Here is a 15932-nt window from a genome sequence, read left to right as displayed (position 1 = left end):
GTGATCCCTCCTATAGATCTGTTTTTTGTTGTAAGACTAACTGGTAAATACCTTCATATTTTTCCACCCAATAATCCACATTAAACTTGGAAATTGCATGTTGCCTAGCATTATTCGATAGTTTTTGTCTAAAATTCCTATTTTCCAATAGCATAAGCGTATACTTTACCATTTCTTCCACATTTCCCACCTCTGTGAGAAAGCCCACTTGACCGTGCTCCACAACCTCAGGTATACCCCCCGCTCGGGAAGCCACCACAGGAACACCGCAGGCTAAAGCTTCCAGTGCTACTAAACCGAAACTCTCACAACTGGAGGGAAACAACAGGACATCAGCCAATGCCAAAACCGGCGCCACATTATCCACCTGACCAAGAAACAGGATTTCTCTGGTTAAATCCAAACTTTGAGCTAATTTCTGAGCAACAGGCATATCCGGTCCATCGCCGATAAGGACCAAACGAGTCTTTCTTTTTTGCCTCACTTGATTAAACACCTGGATAACATCTAGTACCCTTTTTAGGGGTCGAAAATTAGATATATGAATTAAGATCGCTTCATTTTCATCGGCAATAAGGTGACGTTCCATCCCTAGGGAAGGTCGAAAGACATTTGTATCTACAAAATTATAGAGAACTGGTAGTTCCCTAGTGTAATGAAAGGTTTTGCTAGTCTGTTCAAACAAATAATTAGACACAACAGTAACCAAGTTACTTACTTCCAGGCTATAGCGAGTTGTTTCATAAAATTCCTCATGTGCCCCTACCAGTGAAGTATCGGTTCCATGCAGGGTGGTAATAACCGGAATGTCTTTGCCAACAATCTGCCTTGCTAGATGAGCTCCCAGAGAGTGGGGCACTGCATAATGGGCATGCAGTAGATCTAATTGATATCCTCTTAATACTTCTACAGTTTTATTGACCTGACTAATAAAATAGGGAGGAACCGCAAAGAGGGGATGATGAAAGGCACCCACCTCATGGATAAAAATATTTCTTTGGTAATTTCTTAGACGAAAGGGATGACCTACGGTAATAAAATGGATTTGGTGCCCCCTACTGGCTAAACTCTTACCCAGTTCTGCAGCCACCACACCACTACCCCCATAGGTAGCATGGCATAGTATGCCAATCTTCATCCTCACACCCCCATGAAGTAAGTAGGGTTCTTCACTGCTAAAGGTGCCGTTGTAATAAAACCTTCACCGTAAGTACATCCTGTTATGGCACCATAAAAACGGTCCCGACTCTCAACAATGGCAAGCATACTGCCAGGACCAGTGTTCAAAAACGTTTCTGACTGCTGCAGGCTTTCTCCAAACTGCGTTTGATGAGCCATAATGGCAGCCCTTTTTTTCTCATAAAATTCACTAACATCCACAACAAATTGCGGCTCCACTGATCTAGACAAAAAATAATGCCAGATGTATTTGGCACGATGTGCCGATAAATGGTGAGAAAACCTTTTCAATCCTGCATCAAAGTTTGCTTCCTTGACTAATCTGGCAGCATTTACATGATCTGGATGACGATCCTCCCAATATGGACAAAGAATTAATTGTGGCCTGCTTTCACGTATTACTTCCACCAAGGCCTGAATGTTTTTTTTTATCAAGCTAACATCCCGGTCCGGCAGGCCCAAACATTTGCGCCATGCTACCCCCAATATTTGGGCAGCCCTTTGGGCTTCCAAGCGGCGCTCCTCTGTAGTTCCATTAGTTGACATTTCACCTGCTGTAAGATCAACAACTCCTACCTTAAGCCCTTGGTTAATAAATTTTGCCACCAGACCCCCTGTTCCTACCTCAATGTCATCTGGGTGTGCACCAACGGCTAAAACGTCAATTTTAATAATCACCAACTCCTTATGCCTAAGTTATTCGTTAATTGGTGAAAAATTCCTTGTACTGAAAAAGATATACAAAACAGCCCCTGGGAGGTGCGACAGCGGGGACGGTTCTCGCTGTCGCAAAAATTCCAAATAAAGAATGCGACAGCGAGAACCGTCCCCGCTGTCGCACTTTTATCCCGGTTAAAGTTTAGCAGACTGCGATATGCTGTCCCTGATTTCTGCTGCGCCAGGAACGGTAATCTATATCCGGGAAGATGTTATTTTGCCATTCCAGGTGAGATACAAAGCCATCATCGATCCTACAGTATTTAATTTCATTGTAAAGCCGTAAAAAGTTTGACAAATGCTGTTTCGTTCTCCGGATGGCATAAGAAACCATTGTACCAGTGGAAATAATAAAGGCCCAATCACTGCTTTGTGCTAATAATAGCTCTCTGGCAGCCTGGTTTAAAGCCCTACTCAGGTTGCCATCTGACTGAGGAAACATATTTGCTAATTCGGTCATTCGATCTGCTGCCATGTGAAGGTGCCTATAAATCCAATGATTTTTTTCATTTAACCAAACTTGATTATAACCGGCATTGCCCCAAGTGGAGGAACAAGGTATGGTTACCTGATTAACCTTATATTGTCTTAAGTAATCTGACGGGGTGATCAGTTTTATGGTTGGGTGGTTGGCCGCTTTTCTAATTAGAAACTCAAGCCAATTGGGACCTTCAAACCACCAGTGTCCAAATAGTTCTGCATCATAGGGTGCCACAATAATGGGCTGTCGTTCCATTAATGAGGAAAGATGATCAACTTGCTTCTCCCGATTAAAAAGAAAGTTCCCTGCATGGATTTCTGCTTTCTTCATTGCCCAGTCAGGGTAATAGGCTTGCTTATCAGCAAGATCCACCTTGCCTGTGATACGATGGTACTTGAGGCCAGTGTGGGTTCGAATACCATCCGGGTGAATATAATCTTTTATATAGTCAAAGTCGAGATCATAACCAATATCTCGATAAAATTCACGGTAATCTGCATCACCGGGATATCCCTCGTCAGCACTCCAAACTTGTTTGGAACTCTCAATATCCCTAGCAAAGGCTGCAACCCCGGTGGGGCAATAGATTGGAGCAAAGTTACCAAAACGGGGACGGTGATAGGCATATAATAGACCATGGCTATCGGTAAAAAAATATTTTATCCCATACTCCTTTAAATGCTCATCAACACCTGGACAATAGCCGCATTCCGGTAACCATATTCCTTCCGGTGCCCGTCTCAGATGTTTTATATGTAAATTAACAGCAGTTTCAATTTGGGCCCTGACGGCTTCTCTATTTGTCATCATTATGGGTAAGAAGCCATGGGTGGCTGCACAGGTGGTGATTTCTAGGTGCCCCCTGTCTTGCAGCCTTTTAAAGGCATTGACCATATTGCCATTGTTTTCATGGACAAAAATATCATAGGCCCGTCCAAAGCGTTCTTTATACATTAATGCTGCATCATGAAAAGGAGTACCATAAGTTCGGGACTCTTCCCTTTGAGAAAGTTCTATTAGTTTTTTAAGGTGTTTAATATAACGTTCTTGTAATAGTGGATCTATAAACATAGACAACAGGGTTGGTGAGATGGAAAAGGTTAAGCGAAAGGGTATATTATCACCGGAAAGCCTGTTAAATACTTCAACCATGGGAATATACGTTTCAGTTAAAGCTTCATAAAACCAATTTTCTTCTAGATACTTCTCACTTTCCGGGTGTCTTACATAGGGTAAATGTGCGTGTAACACTATTGACAGGTAACCTTTGGTCATGGATAACCCCCCTTTGTCTAATTATTTTGTTCTTGGGAACTACCACCTAGGGATTCCATTCCCATTCCTGCCAGCATGGACGAGCTAAACCCATAGGGGATGCGTCCATTATTCATCCCTTTGTAAATTCCCTGATAAATCCCATCAATCCACATCCACTCTGCATCCATCCGTTCAGAAATAGATGCTCGCGGAGTTGTCACAGGATTGGAAGTCAGCAATTTAATATATCTACCATCAGACAATACACGTCCTAACTCTAGGAAAAAGCTGTGTTCCGGTTGACCAACTTCCACAAACCAGTTATCAGCAAAGGGATCTATAGTAATCTCTCGAAAAAAATATCTCTTGTTTTCTTCTTTAGAGGATTTTGTTACATCATAAACTTTTAATACTTGATGGGAGGAATTCCAGGCCTTCTCACCATACAGTTGAAAAAATTCTCTTTTTATCTCATCGTTTACTTCCCAGTAGACATATAGCCAATTTGGATCTCGGGCCACCGCCACCAGACGATTTACTCCATAGTGATGGGGTATAAATGGTTCTTCTTCAACTTCAACCTGAAACTCTGATTTAGTATGAATTATTTGAGGAACATCTGGGGAAATCTCCTTTGCAAACTCTTCTTCCTGGGTTCTTTTCGGTAACTCAGGTTTTTTCATTTCCCCGGTAGTTTTGTTGGCATGAGGTAACAAGAAAAAAACCAGTGCAGCCAATGCTAGGAGTACGAGGAGCAAAATCCAAATACTATCCATTTTGTTTACCCTCCTTGGCAAAATATTACATATATTCTTTATACTAAAAAGACCGGAATGAGGAAAATTAAACTTAGATAACGACTTTACATAGTATTACCCAGCAAAAATGCCTTTATAATTTTTCGCTACTGGTTATAAATGCCTAGTATTGATAAAGATTCTTAACGGAGGTATTTATGTTAAACAAAAATAAATTTATAAGCTTTTGGGGTATATCCGATGTAATATGGGTATTTGTTTTACGTTTAGTTATCGTCTATTTCCTAGCTAGAGTAGTATTACCCTTTGTTCCTGGAATTTCTCCCCGGTTGGTAGAAATTTTCGATCGTGCAATTTTGCTAGGTTTAACCCTTTATTTTGTAACAAGAAAAAGTAGTATTGATAAACTGGGGCTACATTTTAAACATTTGGAGAGACAGCTTTTTTACGGAGTTATTGGGGGGGCATTCCTTTTTGCTTTAGCCGAAGGCACACAGCGGGCTCTGGTTGCTTTTCTAGCTGCAGATATCGGTACTAATCCTTTAGTTAAGGCTACGGCTGCTGCCAAAGAACCTATGGATTTAATATGGCCACTCCTTATTGCCGGGATTCTTGTACCCTTTACAGAAGAGGTCTATTATCGAGGCATGGCCTTTCGAGCCTTTGCCAACCGCTGGGGTTGGCTATTAGGAATAATCATCAGTTCAGTATTCTTTTCTTTAGCCCATTTAAGCGGCATTTGGTTTATACAAATCACCGCAGTGGGAGCCGGGTTGGCAGCAATTTATTACATCACCGGCTCCCTATTACCCGGTATCATTGCACATGGGCTAGTGAACAGTGCTAGGCTGATCATGGTATACCTTGGTAGCTGAGGAAAGGATGGTGATATATTTGGAAAAACTAGAAACACACCTTACGGTGTGTTATTATCTCTAGGAGAGATGTATTTAGCCATCAGCTACCCACTTGCCTGTAGCATTTTCAACAAGGGTTTGTACCAACTAAAATCAAGTGAGATTAATAAAGAAGGGCACTAATATAGGGACTAGTGCAGAAAGTATGGAACCGTTAATAAATGCAATCACAGCCATATCTGAGTCGGTGGCTTTGGTAACTAAGGGTAAAGTGGTATCCATGGTGGTTGCTCCGCCGGGAGCCACAGTAGATAGTCTACCAATATATCGAGCCACCAATGGTACCGTAATAAAACTTAATAATTCCCTCGTTACATTGGTGATGAAGGCTAAGGTTCCAGTTTCTACATTATAAATCTCTGATAATAAAACACCCGATAAGGTGTACCACCCAAAGCCTGCACCAATGGCGGAGGATTCATTAAAGGGAAGCCCGATCAAAAGACCTGTGATGGAAGCACCTGCTATACTTCCCACAGCTACTAATATGGGTAACAATAGAACACGCCAGCCCATGTTCCATAGTTTCTCCCAGACCTCTTTCTGGCGACCGAGGTCAACACCAATGGCAAAAAGCAACAGGTAAAGTGCAGTTGTGGTAATCTTATCCATGTGTTGTATATAATGTTCAGGTATTACCCAATGTCCTAGAGCTATGCCCAGCATAACAGCAACCAATATGATCCAGGTCATGGTGTCACTCACTTTCTATTGTGCTTATTTAGATAAACCGGTGTTTTTATTTGCCTTTTCCTTACCCTGGCTTAACTGGTGATTAATATGGTTTTCAGCAAGACGGACAAAAAAAACACTACCTATTATACTTCCTATGGCCAATAGCAGTGCCTGATATCCTAGCTGATTTAAGTTTGCTATTAGTTTATCATTGGCACCCAACTGGGCACCCATTGCCAGAAGCATGATAATCAGACAAAGGGTTGTAAATTTGCCAATTGTCTTTGAACTAAGGGATAGTATATTTAAGTGTCCCACCATTACACCTAGGGCCACCGCAATTAATATTGGAGTCAGTTTGATCACTCCCTGCCCAAATTTTACAAACAATATTACTTTAGCATGATTCTAAAAACCTGGTCAATAATTAGTCTAAAGGAGGAAAGTATTTATGTACAATAACCCCAGTGATGAAAAAATCAAAGAACTATTAGCCAGTTGTAAAACCATCGCCGTAGTCGGTCTCTCGGACAAGCCTCATCGCGATAGCTACAAAGTGGCCCAATACATGCAACAGCATGGTTACCGTATCATACCTGTACATCCAAGAATTAAAGAAGTTCTGGGGGAAAAAGCATATAAAACCTTAGCGGATATTCCCGACCAAGTGGACATAGTCAATGTGTTCAGAAAGAGCGAAGAAACCCCCCAGGTGGTGGAGGAAGCCATCCCCATAAAACCAAAGACTATTTGGCTGCAATTAGGCATCTCTAATGATGAGGCTGCAAAGCTGGCCACCGATGTAGGTATAGAATTTATTCAGAATATGTGCATTAAGGTTGAACATGCAAGGCTTTTTGTTGATGGAAGATAGGGTTGAGCAAATCCTTGATCGTCTTGCACAGACTTACCCCAATGCTAGTACAGATCTGAAATATCGCACACCCTTTGAATTGCTGGTGGCGGTGATCTTATCGGCACAAAGCACTGATGCACAGGTAAACAAAATTACAGAAAAACTATTTGAGAAATATAATACTCCTGAGTCCATTGCTTCCTTAACACCAGATGTACTGGCAGAACATATTAAGGGTTGTGGTCTCTTTCGTAATAAAAGTAAATTTCTTGTTCAAACAAGTCGGATTCTATTGGAAAATTATAATGGAGAAATCCCAAAAAATCGAGTAGAATTAGAGAAATTGCCCGGTGTGGGCAGAAAAACTGCAAATGTTGTTTTAGGAGTCGCTTTCGGACAAAATACTTTTCCCGTGGATACACATGTTCACCGTTTAGCCCATCGCCTTGGTCTAGCATCTGGCAAAACACCTGAACAAGTGGAGAAGGAATTATGTGAGAAGATACCACCGGAATTGTGGCAACCCTGCCACCACTGGCTGATCCAACACGGCAGAAAGATTTGCGATGCTCGCAAACCCCGTTGTTCCCAATGCTCATTAGTAGATCTTTGTCCTGGGGCCCCTGAGAAAGATGAGGAGATTTCATGCACATCGTTTTAGTTGAACCTGAGATTCCAGCTAATACCGGTAATATTGCCCGTACTTGCTCCGTCACTGGAGCTAGTCTGCATCTGGTAGAACCTTTAGGTTTTTCTACGGATGATCGTTATTTAAAAAGAGCTGGCTTAGACTACTGGCATCTACTGGATTTACACTATCATAAAAATTTTGCAAACCTAAGGCAGCAATACCCTGATGGTTGCTTCTGGTATTTTACTACTAAGGGCGGCAAACCCTACCATCAGGTAACCTTTGGGGAAAATGACTTTCTTGTTTTTGGTAAGGAAACTGCCGGTCTGCCGAAGGAACTATTGGCAGCAAACCCTGATAATTGCTTAAGAATACCTATGTTGGGAGAAGTACGTTCTTTAAACCTCTCTAACGCAGTGGCCATAGCCGTTTATGAAGGCCTGAGACAGCATAACTTTCCAAATATGACCTAATGCCGCCTAATTGGCGGCATTATTAGCTTTCAACCCTCAACCTTCAGCTCTTAAGGTTTTGCTTCTAGATGTTTGCAACTAGCTTTATCTCATAAAAATTCGGTGATTGATCTTTCTATAATAGTCACAGGGGGATTCTTCACACAAATGTCAGAACAGCTACCCGGAAAAACATGCTATTATAAGTGCTAAAGGCCAGCCTTAATTCCCTCATAAAAGCTGACGGCTGAGGGCTAAAACTGGCTTATTACTCTCTCCTTTACCTGTTCCAATGGCAATTCCTGAGCTTTGCCCTGAACAAAATCTGCGCTACCGCCACCTTTACCCTTGATGATCGGCCATAGTTCAGCAACTAGGCTTTTCATCGAGGTTTTTACACCTTGGCTTCTGGCCAACACAACAGAATAAGGCCCGGTTTCACCCATCAGTACAGCCACTCGGTCAGGTTGCTCACACCAGCAGGCAGCTATGCCGCGCAACATCTCCATATCCGCTTCGGGAAAGTGATGAACCAAAATGTTCAAATCATTTAAGAAAATTGCCCTTTGGGTAAGTTCTTCAGCTAGATATCGATACTTAAGTCCTAGTAATTCCTTACGTTCCTTCTGTAGCTTCTTCAATTCCAAGTCTCTCTTTTCCAATCGTCCAATGGCTTCACTGCCGGATGCACCAATAACCTTCTCTAATTGTTGTAAATTATCTTGGATTTTCCACATCCAGTTGATGGTTCTTTCACCGCAAATAAAGAATACCCTAATATGGCCCCGAATTTTTTCTGTTTTTAATATTTTGCAAGGCCCTACCTCACTTGTAAACCTGGGATGAGTACCACAACAAGCATTCTCATCAATACCCGGTATTATAACTAACCTTACCTCTTTTTGATCCTCAGGAATTTTAGCTATCAATTCTTGGCTAAGATCCTCTCTTTGTTTATATTCTGATTGAACAGGGATATTCTGCATAACTATTTTGTTAACTTCAAGTTCTACCTCCAGTAGAACATTGGTGGGGATATCTTCCACTGACAAATCTATGGTAGATGTCTCCTTTCCTAAATGAAAACCCACTGTATTCCAATGGTAATTACGTTCAAAAACTGCTGACAATATGTGTTGGCCATGATGCTGCTGCATATGATCCCGACGAAGTTCTGCATCCACAGTCATTAAGACTTCAGCACCTAAAACAGGCTTTATCTCCCCTGCAATCCAATGGACAATCCCTTCAAGTCTTTGCTCCACCTGTAAAACTTCATGGGAAGTGCGACGGGATTCACAAACAAGAGTTCCCCGATCCGAGGGTTGACCTCCACCTTCTGGATAAAAGATAGTCTCCTCAAATAAAATTCCTGTCTTTCCTCCCTCTTCAATAAACCCTTTAACACAGGTTCTATATTGAAGTAGATAGGGATCTACTTGGTAGATTCCACTCAAAGTATCATCTCCTTTGGTTGTGAACTATTGAACATACCCTTCGACGCGGTTTTCTTAAATTCCTTGTTATAGTATTGTCTACTTTTTTACATTTACAGTGCGACACCGGGGACGGTTCTCCCTGTCGCAAATTTTTTGCGACAGCGGAGAACCGTCCCCGGTGTCGCACTTTTGGGGAGAAGGAAAAACCTAGCCCTTGGCTAGGTTGAGGTGATTTGTCTTATCTTATGGGTGTAGAAATGGGTTAGTTCCTCTGCAATTTCCATTGATTCCCCTTCGCTAAAAATTCTGCATAGGGGTTCTTCTGGGTCCGGCAGTACAAGGGCCCAACCATTATGATGGTAGACTTTGACGCCATCCAAAAGTTCCATTTCATTGGTTTGCTCTTCAATTAATCTCCTTATTACTCTTCCCTTAGCTTCCCAGGGGACCTCCACTTCCTTTTGATTTAAGTAAAAGCTTGGTATTTCTTTAATTAATTCTTCTAGAGCAATACCTTCCCGGGCACAAAACTCAAGTATCTTTAGCAAGGCTAAAAGCGCATCAAAGTTCATTAGATAATTTTGAGCTGTCTCATTATTTAGTATTTGCTGATTAATAATCTTATTAATAAAGTCCTGCTGCGAGGTTTTTGTGCGAACAACACTTCCTTTGTATCGATCAGCCAGTACCTCAATGGCTTTAGGAGCTGTTACCGGTACAATAACTGGTCCGGCATGTTCCTTTAATATTATAAGGGAAATTAGGGCTGTTAGCATCTCATCACTGATAACATTACCCTGGCCATCTAGCAAAATTAATCTATCACCGTTGGGATCAATAACAGCCCCGGCGGCTCTACCCTTATTCTGCACTGCAACGGCCAAATCTTGAAGGTACTCCCGGTACCAAAACCAATCACGAGGCTCTGGTGAAGATTTGCCTGCTTCCAGATTTTCCAAAGTAATACCCAGTGAAGACAGTGTCCCTGATACAATTGGTTCTAAGCTATCGGTATCGTATAATAATACCACATGTTGGCCGATTTCCTTAAATGCTTCGGTATTAATACCACCAAGCAAATACTCTATGTAAGAGTTTGCCACATTGGACACGGTTGTTATGGGAAGAATTCTTTGTACTTCAACCCTACGCACATCTTCCCTAGCCAGGGTGTTTTCAATCTTCCGTTCCTGGGTTCTGGCTATATTGCCGCCTTTTTCATTGGTAAAAAGCAGGTTAATCTTGTCTGTCCTTTGGGAACTAACATGAATATGAACCCCTGCTATGCACTGGCTACTTTGTACGGCATACCGATGCATGGGTGTAGTTCCTTCATTAAAGTCAATAACTTCAATTCCTGTAGACACTAAACCACAGGCCAAAGCATCTTTTATCATGCGGGAGGCTGGAAAACGATCACAGGAAACACCGATCTTAGCTGCCACCGGCATATTACTGCCAAAGGCTGCACCCACTCGACTGGCAAACTCAGGTGTAATATCGATATTAGTTACCCCAGTGATTCCCTCAATGCCAAAAAGGCTTTTTGGCTTAGCCGTACCCCAAACAAGACTGCTTTCTACAGTTGCTCCTGCCTCCACTACCTTATCAGGCCAAAGCTTAACATCCGGCTTTAGTAAGGCCCTTTCTTTTATGATTGAGCCACTGCCAATTACTGCACCTTCGTATATAGAGGCATTGGAGTTTACTTTGACACCGCTCCCCAGTACAGCCCCACGAAGAGCTGAACGATTGCCAAGATAAACATTATCCCATAGTACACTTCGTTTGAGAGTGGCTTGTTCGCCCATAAGACAATTATTACCTATGACAGAATAGGCATCCAATAAAGCACCTGAACCAATCTTGCAATTATTCCCAATCAGTACAGGACCTTTAATTTTAGCTCCAGACTGAATTTGCGCGTTTTCTCCTACCCAAATCCCCGGTGCCAATTGTTCACCTGGAATATTAATAGAAACCTTACCGGTCAAACAATCTTGATGTGCCTGAACATATTGTTGTAAATTGCCGATGTCACACCAATAGCCTGATAGAGAAACACCAAATAAAGGCTGTTTTTCTTTTAATAAAATCGGAAATAAATCTTTACTAAAGTCAAATTTTTGTCCAGGTTCAAAATATTCTAGAACTTCCGGTTCTAAAATATATATACCTGTATTGACTGTGTCACTGAAAACTTCGCCCCAGCCTGGTTTTTCCAAAAATTGTTTAATTCTGGCCTCTTTGTCTGTAATGACTACGCCATATTCCAACGGAATATCCACTGGCGTTAAAACCAATGTAGCAATGGCACCTTTTTTACGGTGAAACTCGATGGCTTTACTTAGATCCAAATCAGTTAGGGCATCCCCGCTGATGACTACAAAGGTTTCATCCAGAAATGCTTGGGCATTTTTAACACTACCAGCTGTCCCCAGCGGCACTTCCTCCACATAATATCTCATAAAGACATCAAAATCTGCCCCATTACCAAAGTAACCTCTAATGGCCTCGGGCAAATACTGCAGGGTTACTCCAATTTCATCTATGCCATGATTTTTTAATAACTGTAATATATGTTCCATCATCGGGCGATTACATACCGGCATCATAGGTTTGGGCAATCCACATGTTAACGGTCTTAATCTGGTACCTTCACCACCCGCCATAATAATAGCCTTCAAAGAAACCCCTCCATAGTCTTTTTAGAAATCGTTTTTTATTCTTGCTTTTTGAGTGATATTATTCCCACTATAGGCGTTAGTGTCTAACCACGTTACCATATAATTTGGGCTTGTCCAGACCCTTCCAGGCTGCCCTTTGATCTGCTTCTATAACCTTCTGATATACCTTTAATGTTTGCTGGGCAATGGTTGACCAATTGTATTTCTCCAGAACATCACGGTAAGCCCTAGTTTTCATTTGTTGAGCAGAGTTGCTATCGAATAAACAATGCAAAATACTATCTGACAATGAATTGGCATTACCGGTATAAGACTTCATACCATTAATTCCGTGTTGGATAATTTCGTCTAACCCACCATTGTCAGAAACAACCACAGTAGTTTGAGCTGCCATTGCTTCTAAGGCCACAATACCAAAGGGTTCATAGAGACTTGGAAAAACAGCTACATCGGCATAATGATATAAACTATTGCGGGTCAGATCGTCCACATAGCCAGTAAAATAAACTTTATTTAACACCCCTATTTCTGCGGCTAGATTTTTTAAATCCTGTTCAAAGGGACCTTTACCAGCTATGACAAACTTTGTATTGGGGTGATATTTTATTATTTTAGGAATAGCCCTAAGCAATACTTGGACTCCCTTTTCCGGTACCAATCTTCCTACATAATAAACAATTTTCTCATGGGGGCTAGCAAATTTTTCTCTTTTAACAGGACTTTGATTATTGTATTGAAAATTTTTAGGTTCAACACCATTGGGTATGATGGTCAATTTATCTGCTGGAAGTTGAAAAATATGAGACAATTGCCCCTGCATGTAGTGACTGCAGCATATTACATGCCAGGATTCGTATGTTAACCACCATTCGATATCACTAATGTGTCTTTGAATATCATTATGTAACCCATTATTACGTCCCCACTCAGTGGCATGGATGGTTGAAACCAAGGGAATTCTGTAGGAATGTTTGCACACCTTTGCGGCATAGGCCACTAACCAATCATGGGCATGGATAATATCCACCGGACCCAATTCTTGAAACAAAGAAGCAGCTTTTTCAATCATGGCCATATTTAACTGCATAACCCAGGTAACAAAGTCCGTAGAAGATACTTTAAATGGATTTACCCGATGGATATGTACTCCCTGTACCCGTTCATAACTAGGTGTATCAGGATTACCCCGGGTTATTAGATGGAGCTCAATTTGCTGTTGTGCCATAGCCAAGGTTAAGTCATAAACATGCTGAGCTAACCCTCCCACGCTTAAGGGCGGGTATTCCCAGGAAAAAACAACTACCCTCAATTTTTCACACACCCCTCAGACAATTGATAGTAGCTAGTATTTACCATGTTGCTGATTTTTATGAAACTGCAAGAAGAAACTTGGCCTTGGGCCTTGGGCTTTCTGTGCATGTTTTGCTTAAGGGTCTTTAACTAATGGCCCATTGCACAAGTCTCATGGCCATTAAAGAATCCTACCGGATAGCCGGTAGGATTTTTTTTAATGACCATTCATTGTACCATCATGAACCTGGAACACCCAGTCCTTACCGGAATTGTTATCCCAGTTCATTGCATTATCATGGAAACAAAAACTAAACTGAGTGTGGTTATCAGGCATGGACATAGTTTTAACAAACCCATAACCAGTCTTTGCCATTCTGTAATCTTGCACGGTAGACCAATTTTCACTGTTCCCAAAACCACAATGCAGGTAAACCTCCTGGGCCCCATCTTTGGCTAAAAGACCATCGTAAAATACTAATATATCTTGTCCGGCAGTAATGGGTGTGGGATCCACTACCACACCTTGGGGGAATTGCGCTTCATGCATTTCCTTTAACCGATAGGCTCCCATTGTCGGTTCACCAAAATTCGTTCTATTGGACATAAATGCACCTCCTCATTTACATTAGGGATCATCTTTATTATCTGAAAACCCGTCAATCTTTATTGGAGGTAAATATTATGACTTTGGGTATAAGCAACCAATTTTTTAAAATACAAAAAACCACCCTTAGCAAGGTGGTTTTTGTTTAATCTTTATTAAGTAGCTATTAACTTTAGTCTTCGACTAAAGGCTAACGGCTAGTAGCTAATGGCTAATAAACTACTCAAAGTTAAAGCCGCCATATTTACGGAAGTGGGGTGCTAATCCTCCGTCATTTAGGATTTTGATCATAACCTGTGGTAATGGTTTCACCGCAATTTCAATATCTTTGGTCCGATTAACGATGGTACCATTTGCCAGATCTACATCCAGTACATCACCTGGGTCGATTAAATCAGTATCACATTCCAATACCGGCAAACCAGTATTAATGGCATTACGGTAAAAAATACGGGCAAAGGATTTTGCCAAAACAGCACTAATATTGGCATGTTTAATGGCCAGAGGAGCTTGTTCCCGAGAAGAACCGCAACCAAAGTTACTACCAGCAACAATAAAATCGCCAGCAGTAACCTTATTGTAAAAGTCGGGATCTAAATCTTCCATAACATGCTTGGCCAACTCATTCATATCTAAGGTTTTAAACTTATATTTACCTGAAATAATATAGTCAGTATTGACATCGTTACCAAACTTATGGCCTTTTCCTTGAAATTTCATTGGCTTCACCTACTTTACAAAGTCTCTGGGATCGCTAATGACACCAGTTAGTGCCGAAACCGCCACCGTTGCCGGAGAAGCCAGATAAATTTCGGCATTGCTGTTACCCATCCGTCCCTTGAAGTTACGGTTTGCCGTAGAAATAACAGTTTCTCCATCCGAAGGAACACCATTGTGGGTACCTACACAGGGACCACAACCAGGTGTTACTACGGCAGCCCCGGCTTCTACCAACCGTTGAATAACCCCTTCTTCCATAGCTTCTAAATAGATTTTACGGGAAGCCGGTGCGACAATAAATCTAACGTCTGGGTTTATCCTTTTGCCGGCCAATATTGATGCAGCAATACGCAAATCCTCTAATCGACCATTGGTACAAGTTCCTAAAACAGCCTGTTGAATTGGTTTGCCCTTAACCTCGGATAAGGGTGATACGTTATCCACTCGATGGGGCTTAGCAACTTGGGGCTCCAAGTTGGAAACATCAAACTCAAGGACTTTATAGTATTTGGCATCAGGGTCTGCAGAAACCGCTGTAAACTCTCTATCGGTATGCCTTTGTAACCAATTAAAGGTCTTTTCATCTGCCTCCATTAGGCCTGCCTTGGCTCCCATTTCAATAGCCATATTGGCAACTGTAAAGCGTCCTTCCATGGATAACGCTGCAATGGCTTCACCGGTATACTCCGCAGCCATGTAAGTGCAGCCATCGGCAGTTACTTGACCGATTAAGTAGAGAATTAGGTCTTTGGCATAGACTCCCTGGGGAAGTACACCATTGCAAACAAACTTAATAGTTTCCGGAACCTTGAACCACATTTTGCCAGAAATCAAACCACCAGCCAAATCCGTGGACCCAACTCCTGTAGAAAAAGCATTTAAAGCACCATAGGTACATGTATGACTATCCGCACCAATAACCAGACTACCCGGACCAACCTTACCACTTTCGGGAATTAACTGGTGACAAACACCTTCGCCGATATCATAAATGCGGCAGCCCTTTTGCTTAGCAAATTGCCGCATAATCGTATGCAGTGCAGAAACTCCTTCTAGGGGGCTGGGAGAACTGTGATCAATGACCAAAGCAACTTTCTCTGGATCAAAGAGTTCTTTACCATCCATATTTTCATAGGCCCGAATAGCCAGAGGAGAAGTACCGTCCTGACCCATGACGAAGTCAACCTGGGCTACCACGATATCATTGGCCTGGCAATCTTGACCACTGTGGGAAGACAAAATTTTCTCGATGATTGTTTTGCCCAA

16 protein-coding genes are annotated in these 15932 nt (G+C 41.8%); 4 read left to right on the top strand and 12 right to left on the bottom strand.

The genetic code is table 11. The features are described from left to right. Positions 1-10: 10 nt before the first annotated feature. The 4 genes from bshA to ACYQ03_RS08350 all read right to left on the bottom strand — a co-directional run bounded on the left by bshA (position 11) and on the right by ACYQ03_RS08350 (position 4410). Positions 11-1138, bottom strand: a complete 1128-nt coding sequence (gene bshA, locus ACYQ03_RS08365) for an N-acetyl-alpha-D-glucosaminyl L-malate synthase BshA (protein ID WP_459909169.1) — start codon at positions 1136-1138, stop codon at positions 11-13. 2 nt (positions 1139-1140) lie between these two features. Continuing rightward, on the bottom strand, positions 1141-1857 hold the full coding sequence (gene bshB1 / locus ACYQ03_RS08360; protein WP_459909168.1) for a bacillithiol biosynthesis deacetylase BshB1: 717 nt from the start codon (positions 1855-1857) through the stop codon (positions 1141-1143). 181 nt (positions 1858-2038) lie between these two features. Continuing rightward, positions 2039-3652, bottom strand: a complete 1614-nt coding sequence (locus ACYQ03_RS08355) for a glycoside hydrolase family 57 protein (protein WP_459909166.1) — start codon at positions 3650-3652, stop codon at positions 2039-2041. 17 nt (positions 3653-3669) lie between these two features. Next, positions 3670-4410 (bottom strand): DUF4912 domain-containing protein, encoded by a 741-nt coding sequence (locus ACYQ03_RS08350; RefSeq protein ID WP_459909164.1) that lies wholly within the window; start codon positions 4408-4410, stop codon positions 3670-3672. Positions 4411-4589: 179 nt separating this feature from the next. Between ACYQ03_RS08350 and ACYQ03_RS08345 the strand changes: the two genes are divergently transcribed. Continuing rightward, complete coding sequence (locus ACYQ03_RS08345; protein WP_459909163.1) at positions 4590-5267, top strand: CPBP family intramembrane glutamic endopeptidase; 678 nt, start codon at positions 4590-4592, stop codon at positions 5265-5267. A 135-nt stretch (positions 5268-5402) separates the two neighbouring features. Here ACYQ03_RS08345 and ACYQ03_RS08340 read toward each other — a convergent pair whose 3' ends face one another. Next, on the bottom strand, positions 5403-6002 hold the full coding sequence (locus ACYQ03_RS08340) for a LysO family transporter (RefSeq protein ID WP_459909162.1): 600 nt from the start codon (positions 6000-6002) through the stop codon (positions 5403-5405). A 24-nt stretch (positions 6003-6026) separates the two neighbouring features. After that, positions 6027-6350, bottom strand: coding sequence for a LysO family transporter (locus ACYQ03_RS08335; protein ID WP_459909160.1), 324 nt, complete (start codon positions 6348-6350; stop codon positions 6027-6029). 85 nt (positions 6351-6435) lie between these two features. On the opposite strand from ACYQ03_RS08335, the gene ACYQ03_RS08330 reads away from it, so the two are divergent. The 3 genes from ACYQ03_RS08330 to trmL are packed head-to-tail and all read left to right on the top strand — an operon-like array spanning position 6436 to position 7944. After that, positions 6436-6858: a CoA-binding protein gene (locus tag ACYQ03_RS08330; protein WP_459909159.1), complete on the top strand. Its 423-nt coding sequence runs from the start codon at positions 6436-6438 to the stop codon at positions 6856-6858. Further along, the gene (gene nth / locus ACYQ03_RS08325; RefSeq protein WP_459909157.1) at positions 6848-7501 is read left to right on the top strand and encodes an endonuclease III; all 654 of its coding nucleotides are present in this window, start codon (positions 6848-6850) and stop codon (positions 7499-7501) included. Before ACYQ03_RS08330 ends, nth begins: the two co-directional genes overlap by 11 nt. Further along, positions 7486-7944, top strand: coding sequence for a tRNA (uridine(34)/cytosine(34)/5-carboxymethylaminomethyluridine(34)-2'-O)-methyltransferase TrmL (gene trmL, locus ACYQ03_RS08320; protein WP_459909156.1), 459 nt, complete (start codon positions 7486-7488; stop codon positions 7942-7944). Before nth ends, trmL begins: the two co-directional genes overlap by 16 nt. Positions 7945-8177: 233 nt before the next feature. Here trmL and ACYQ03_RS08315 read toward each other — a convergent pair whose 3' ends face one another. The 6 genes from ACYQ03_RS08315 to ACYQ03_RS08290 all read right to left on the bottom strand — a co-directional run bounded on the left by ACYQ03_RS08315 (position 8178) and on the right by ACYQ03_RS08290 (position 15932). Beyond that, complete coding sequence (locus ACYQ03_RS08315; RefSeq protein ID WP_459909154.1) at positions 8178-9380, bottom strand: alanyl-tRNA editing protein; 1203 nt, start codon at positions 9378-9380, stop codon at positions 8178-8180. Between the two features lie 200 nt (positions 9381-9580). After that, positions 9581-12049, bottom strand: coding sequence for a sugar phosphate nucleotidyltransferase (locus ACYQ03_RS08310; protein ID WP_459909152.1), 2469 nt, complete (start codon positions 12047-12049; stop codon positions 9581-9583). A 76-nt stretch (positions 12050-12125) separates the two neighbouring features. Continuing rightward, complete coding sequence (locus ACYQ03_RS08305; RefSeq protein WP_459909151.1) at positions 12126-13358, bottom strand: glycosyltransferase family 4 protein; 1233 nt, start codon at positions 13356-13358, stop codon at positions 12126-12128. Positions 13359-13556: 198 nt separating this feature from the next. Then, positions 13557-13946: a carbohydrate-binding protein gene (locus ACYQ03_RS08300; protein WP_459909149.1), complete on the bottom strand. Its 390-nt coding sequence runs from the start codon at positions 13944-13946 to the stop codon at positions 13557-13559. Positions 13947-14165: 219 nt separating this feature from the next. Beyond that, entirely contained in the window at positions 14166-14666 is a 501-nt protein-coding gene (locus ACYQ03_RS08295) for a 3-isopropylmalate dehydratase small subunit (RefSeq protein WP_459909148.1), read from the bottom strand. A gap of 9 nt (positions 14667-14675) precedes the next feature. Further along, complete coding sequence (locus ACYQ03_RS08290; protein WP_459909146.1) at positions 14676-15932, bottom strand: 3-isopropylmalate dehydratase large subunit; 1257 nt, start codon at positions 15930-15932, stop codon at positions 14676-14678.

The sequence above is a fragment of the Desulfotomaculum defluvii genome (assembly GCF_054657375.1).
Note: the sequence above shows the minus strand (reverse complement) of the source record. Positions and strands in the feature narration are given on the sequence as shown.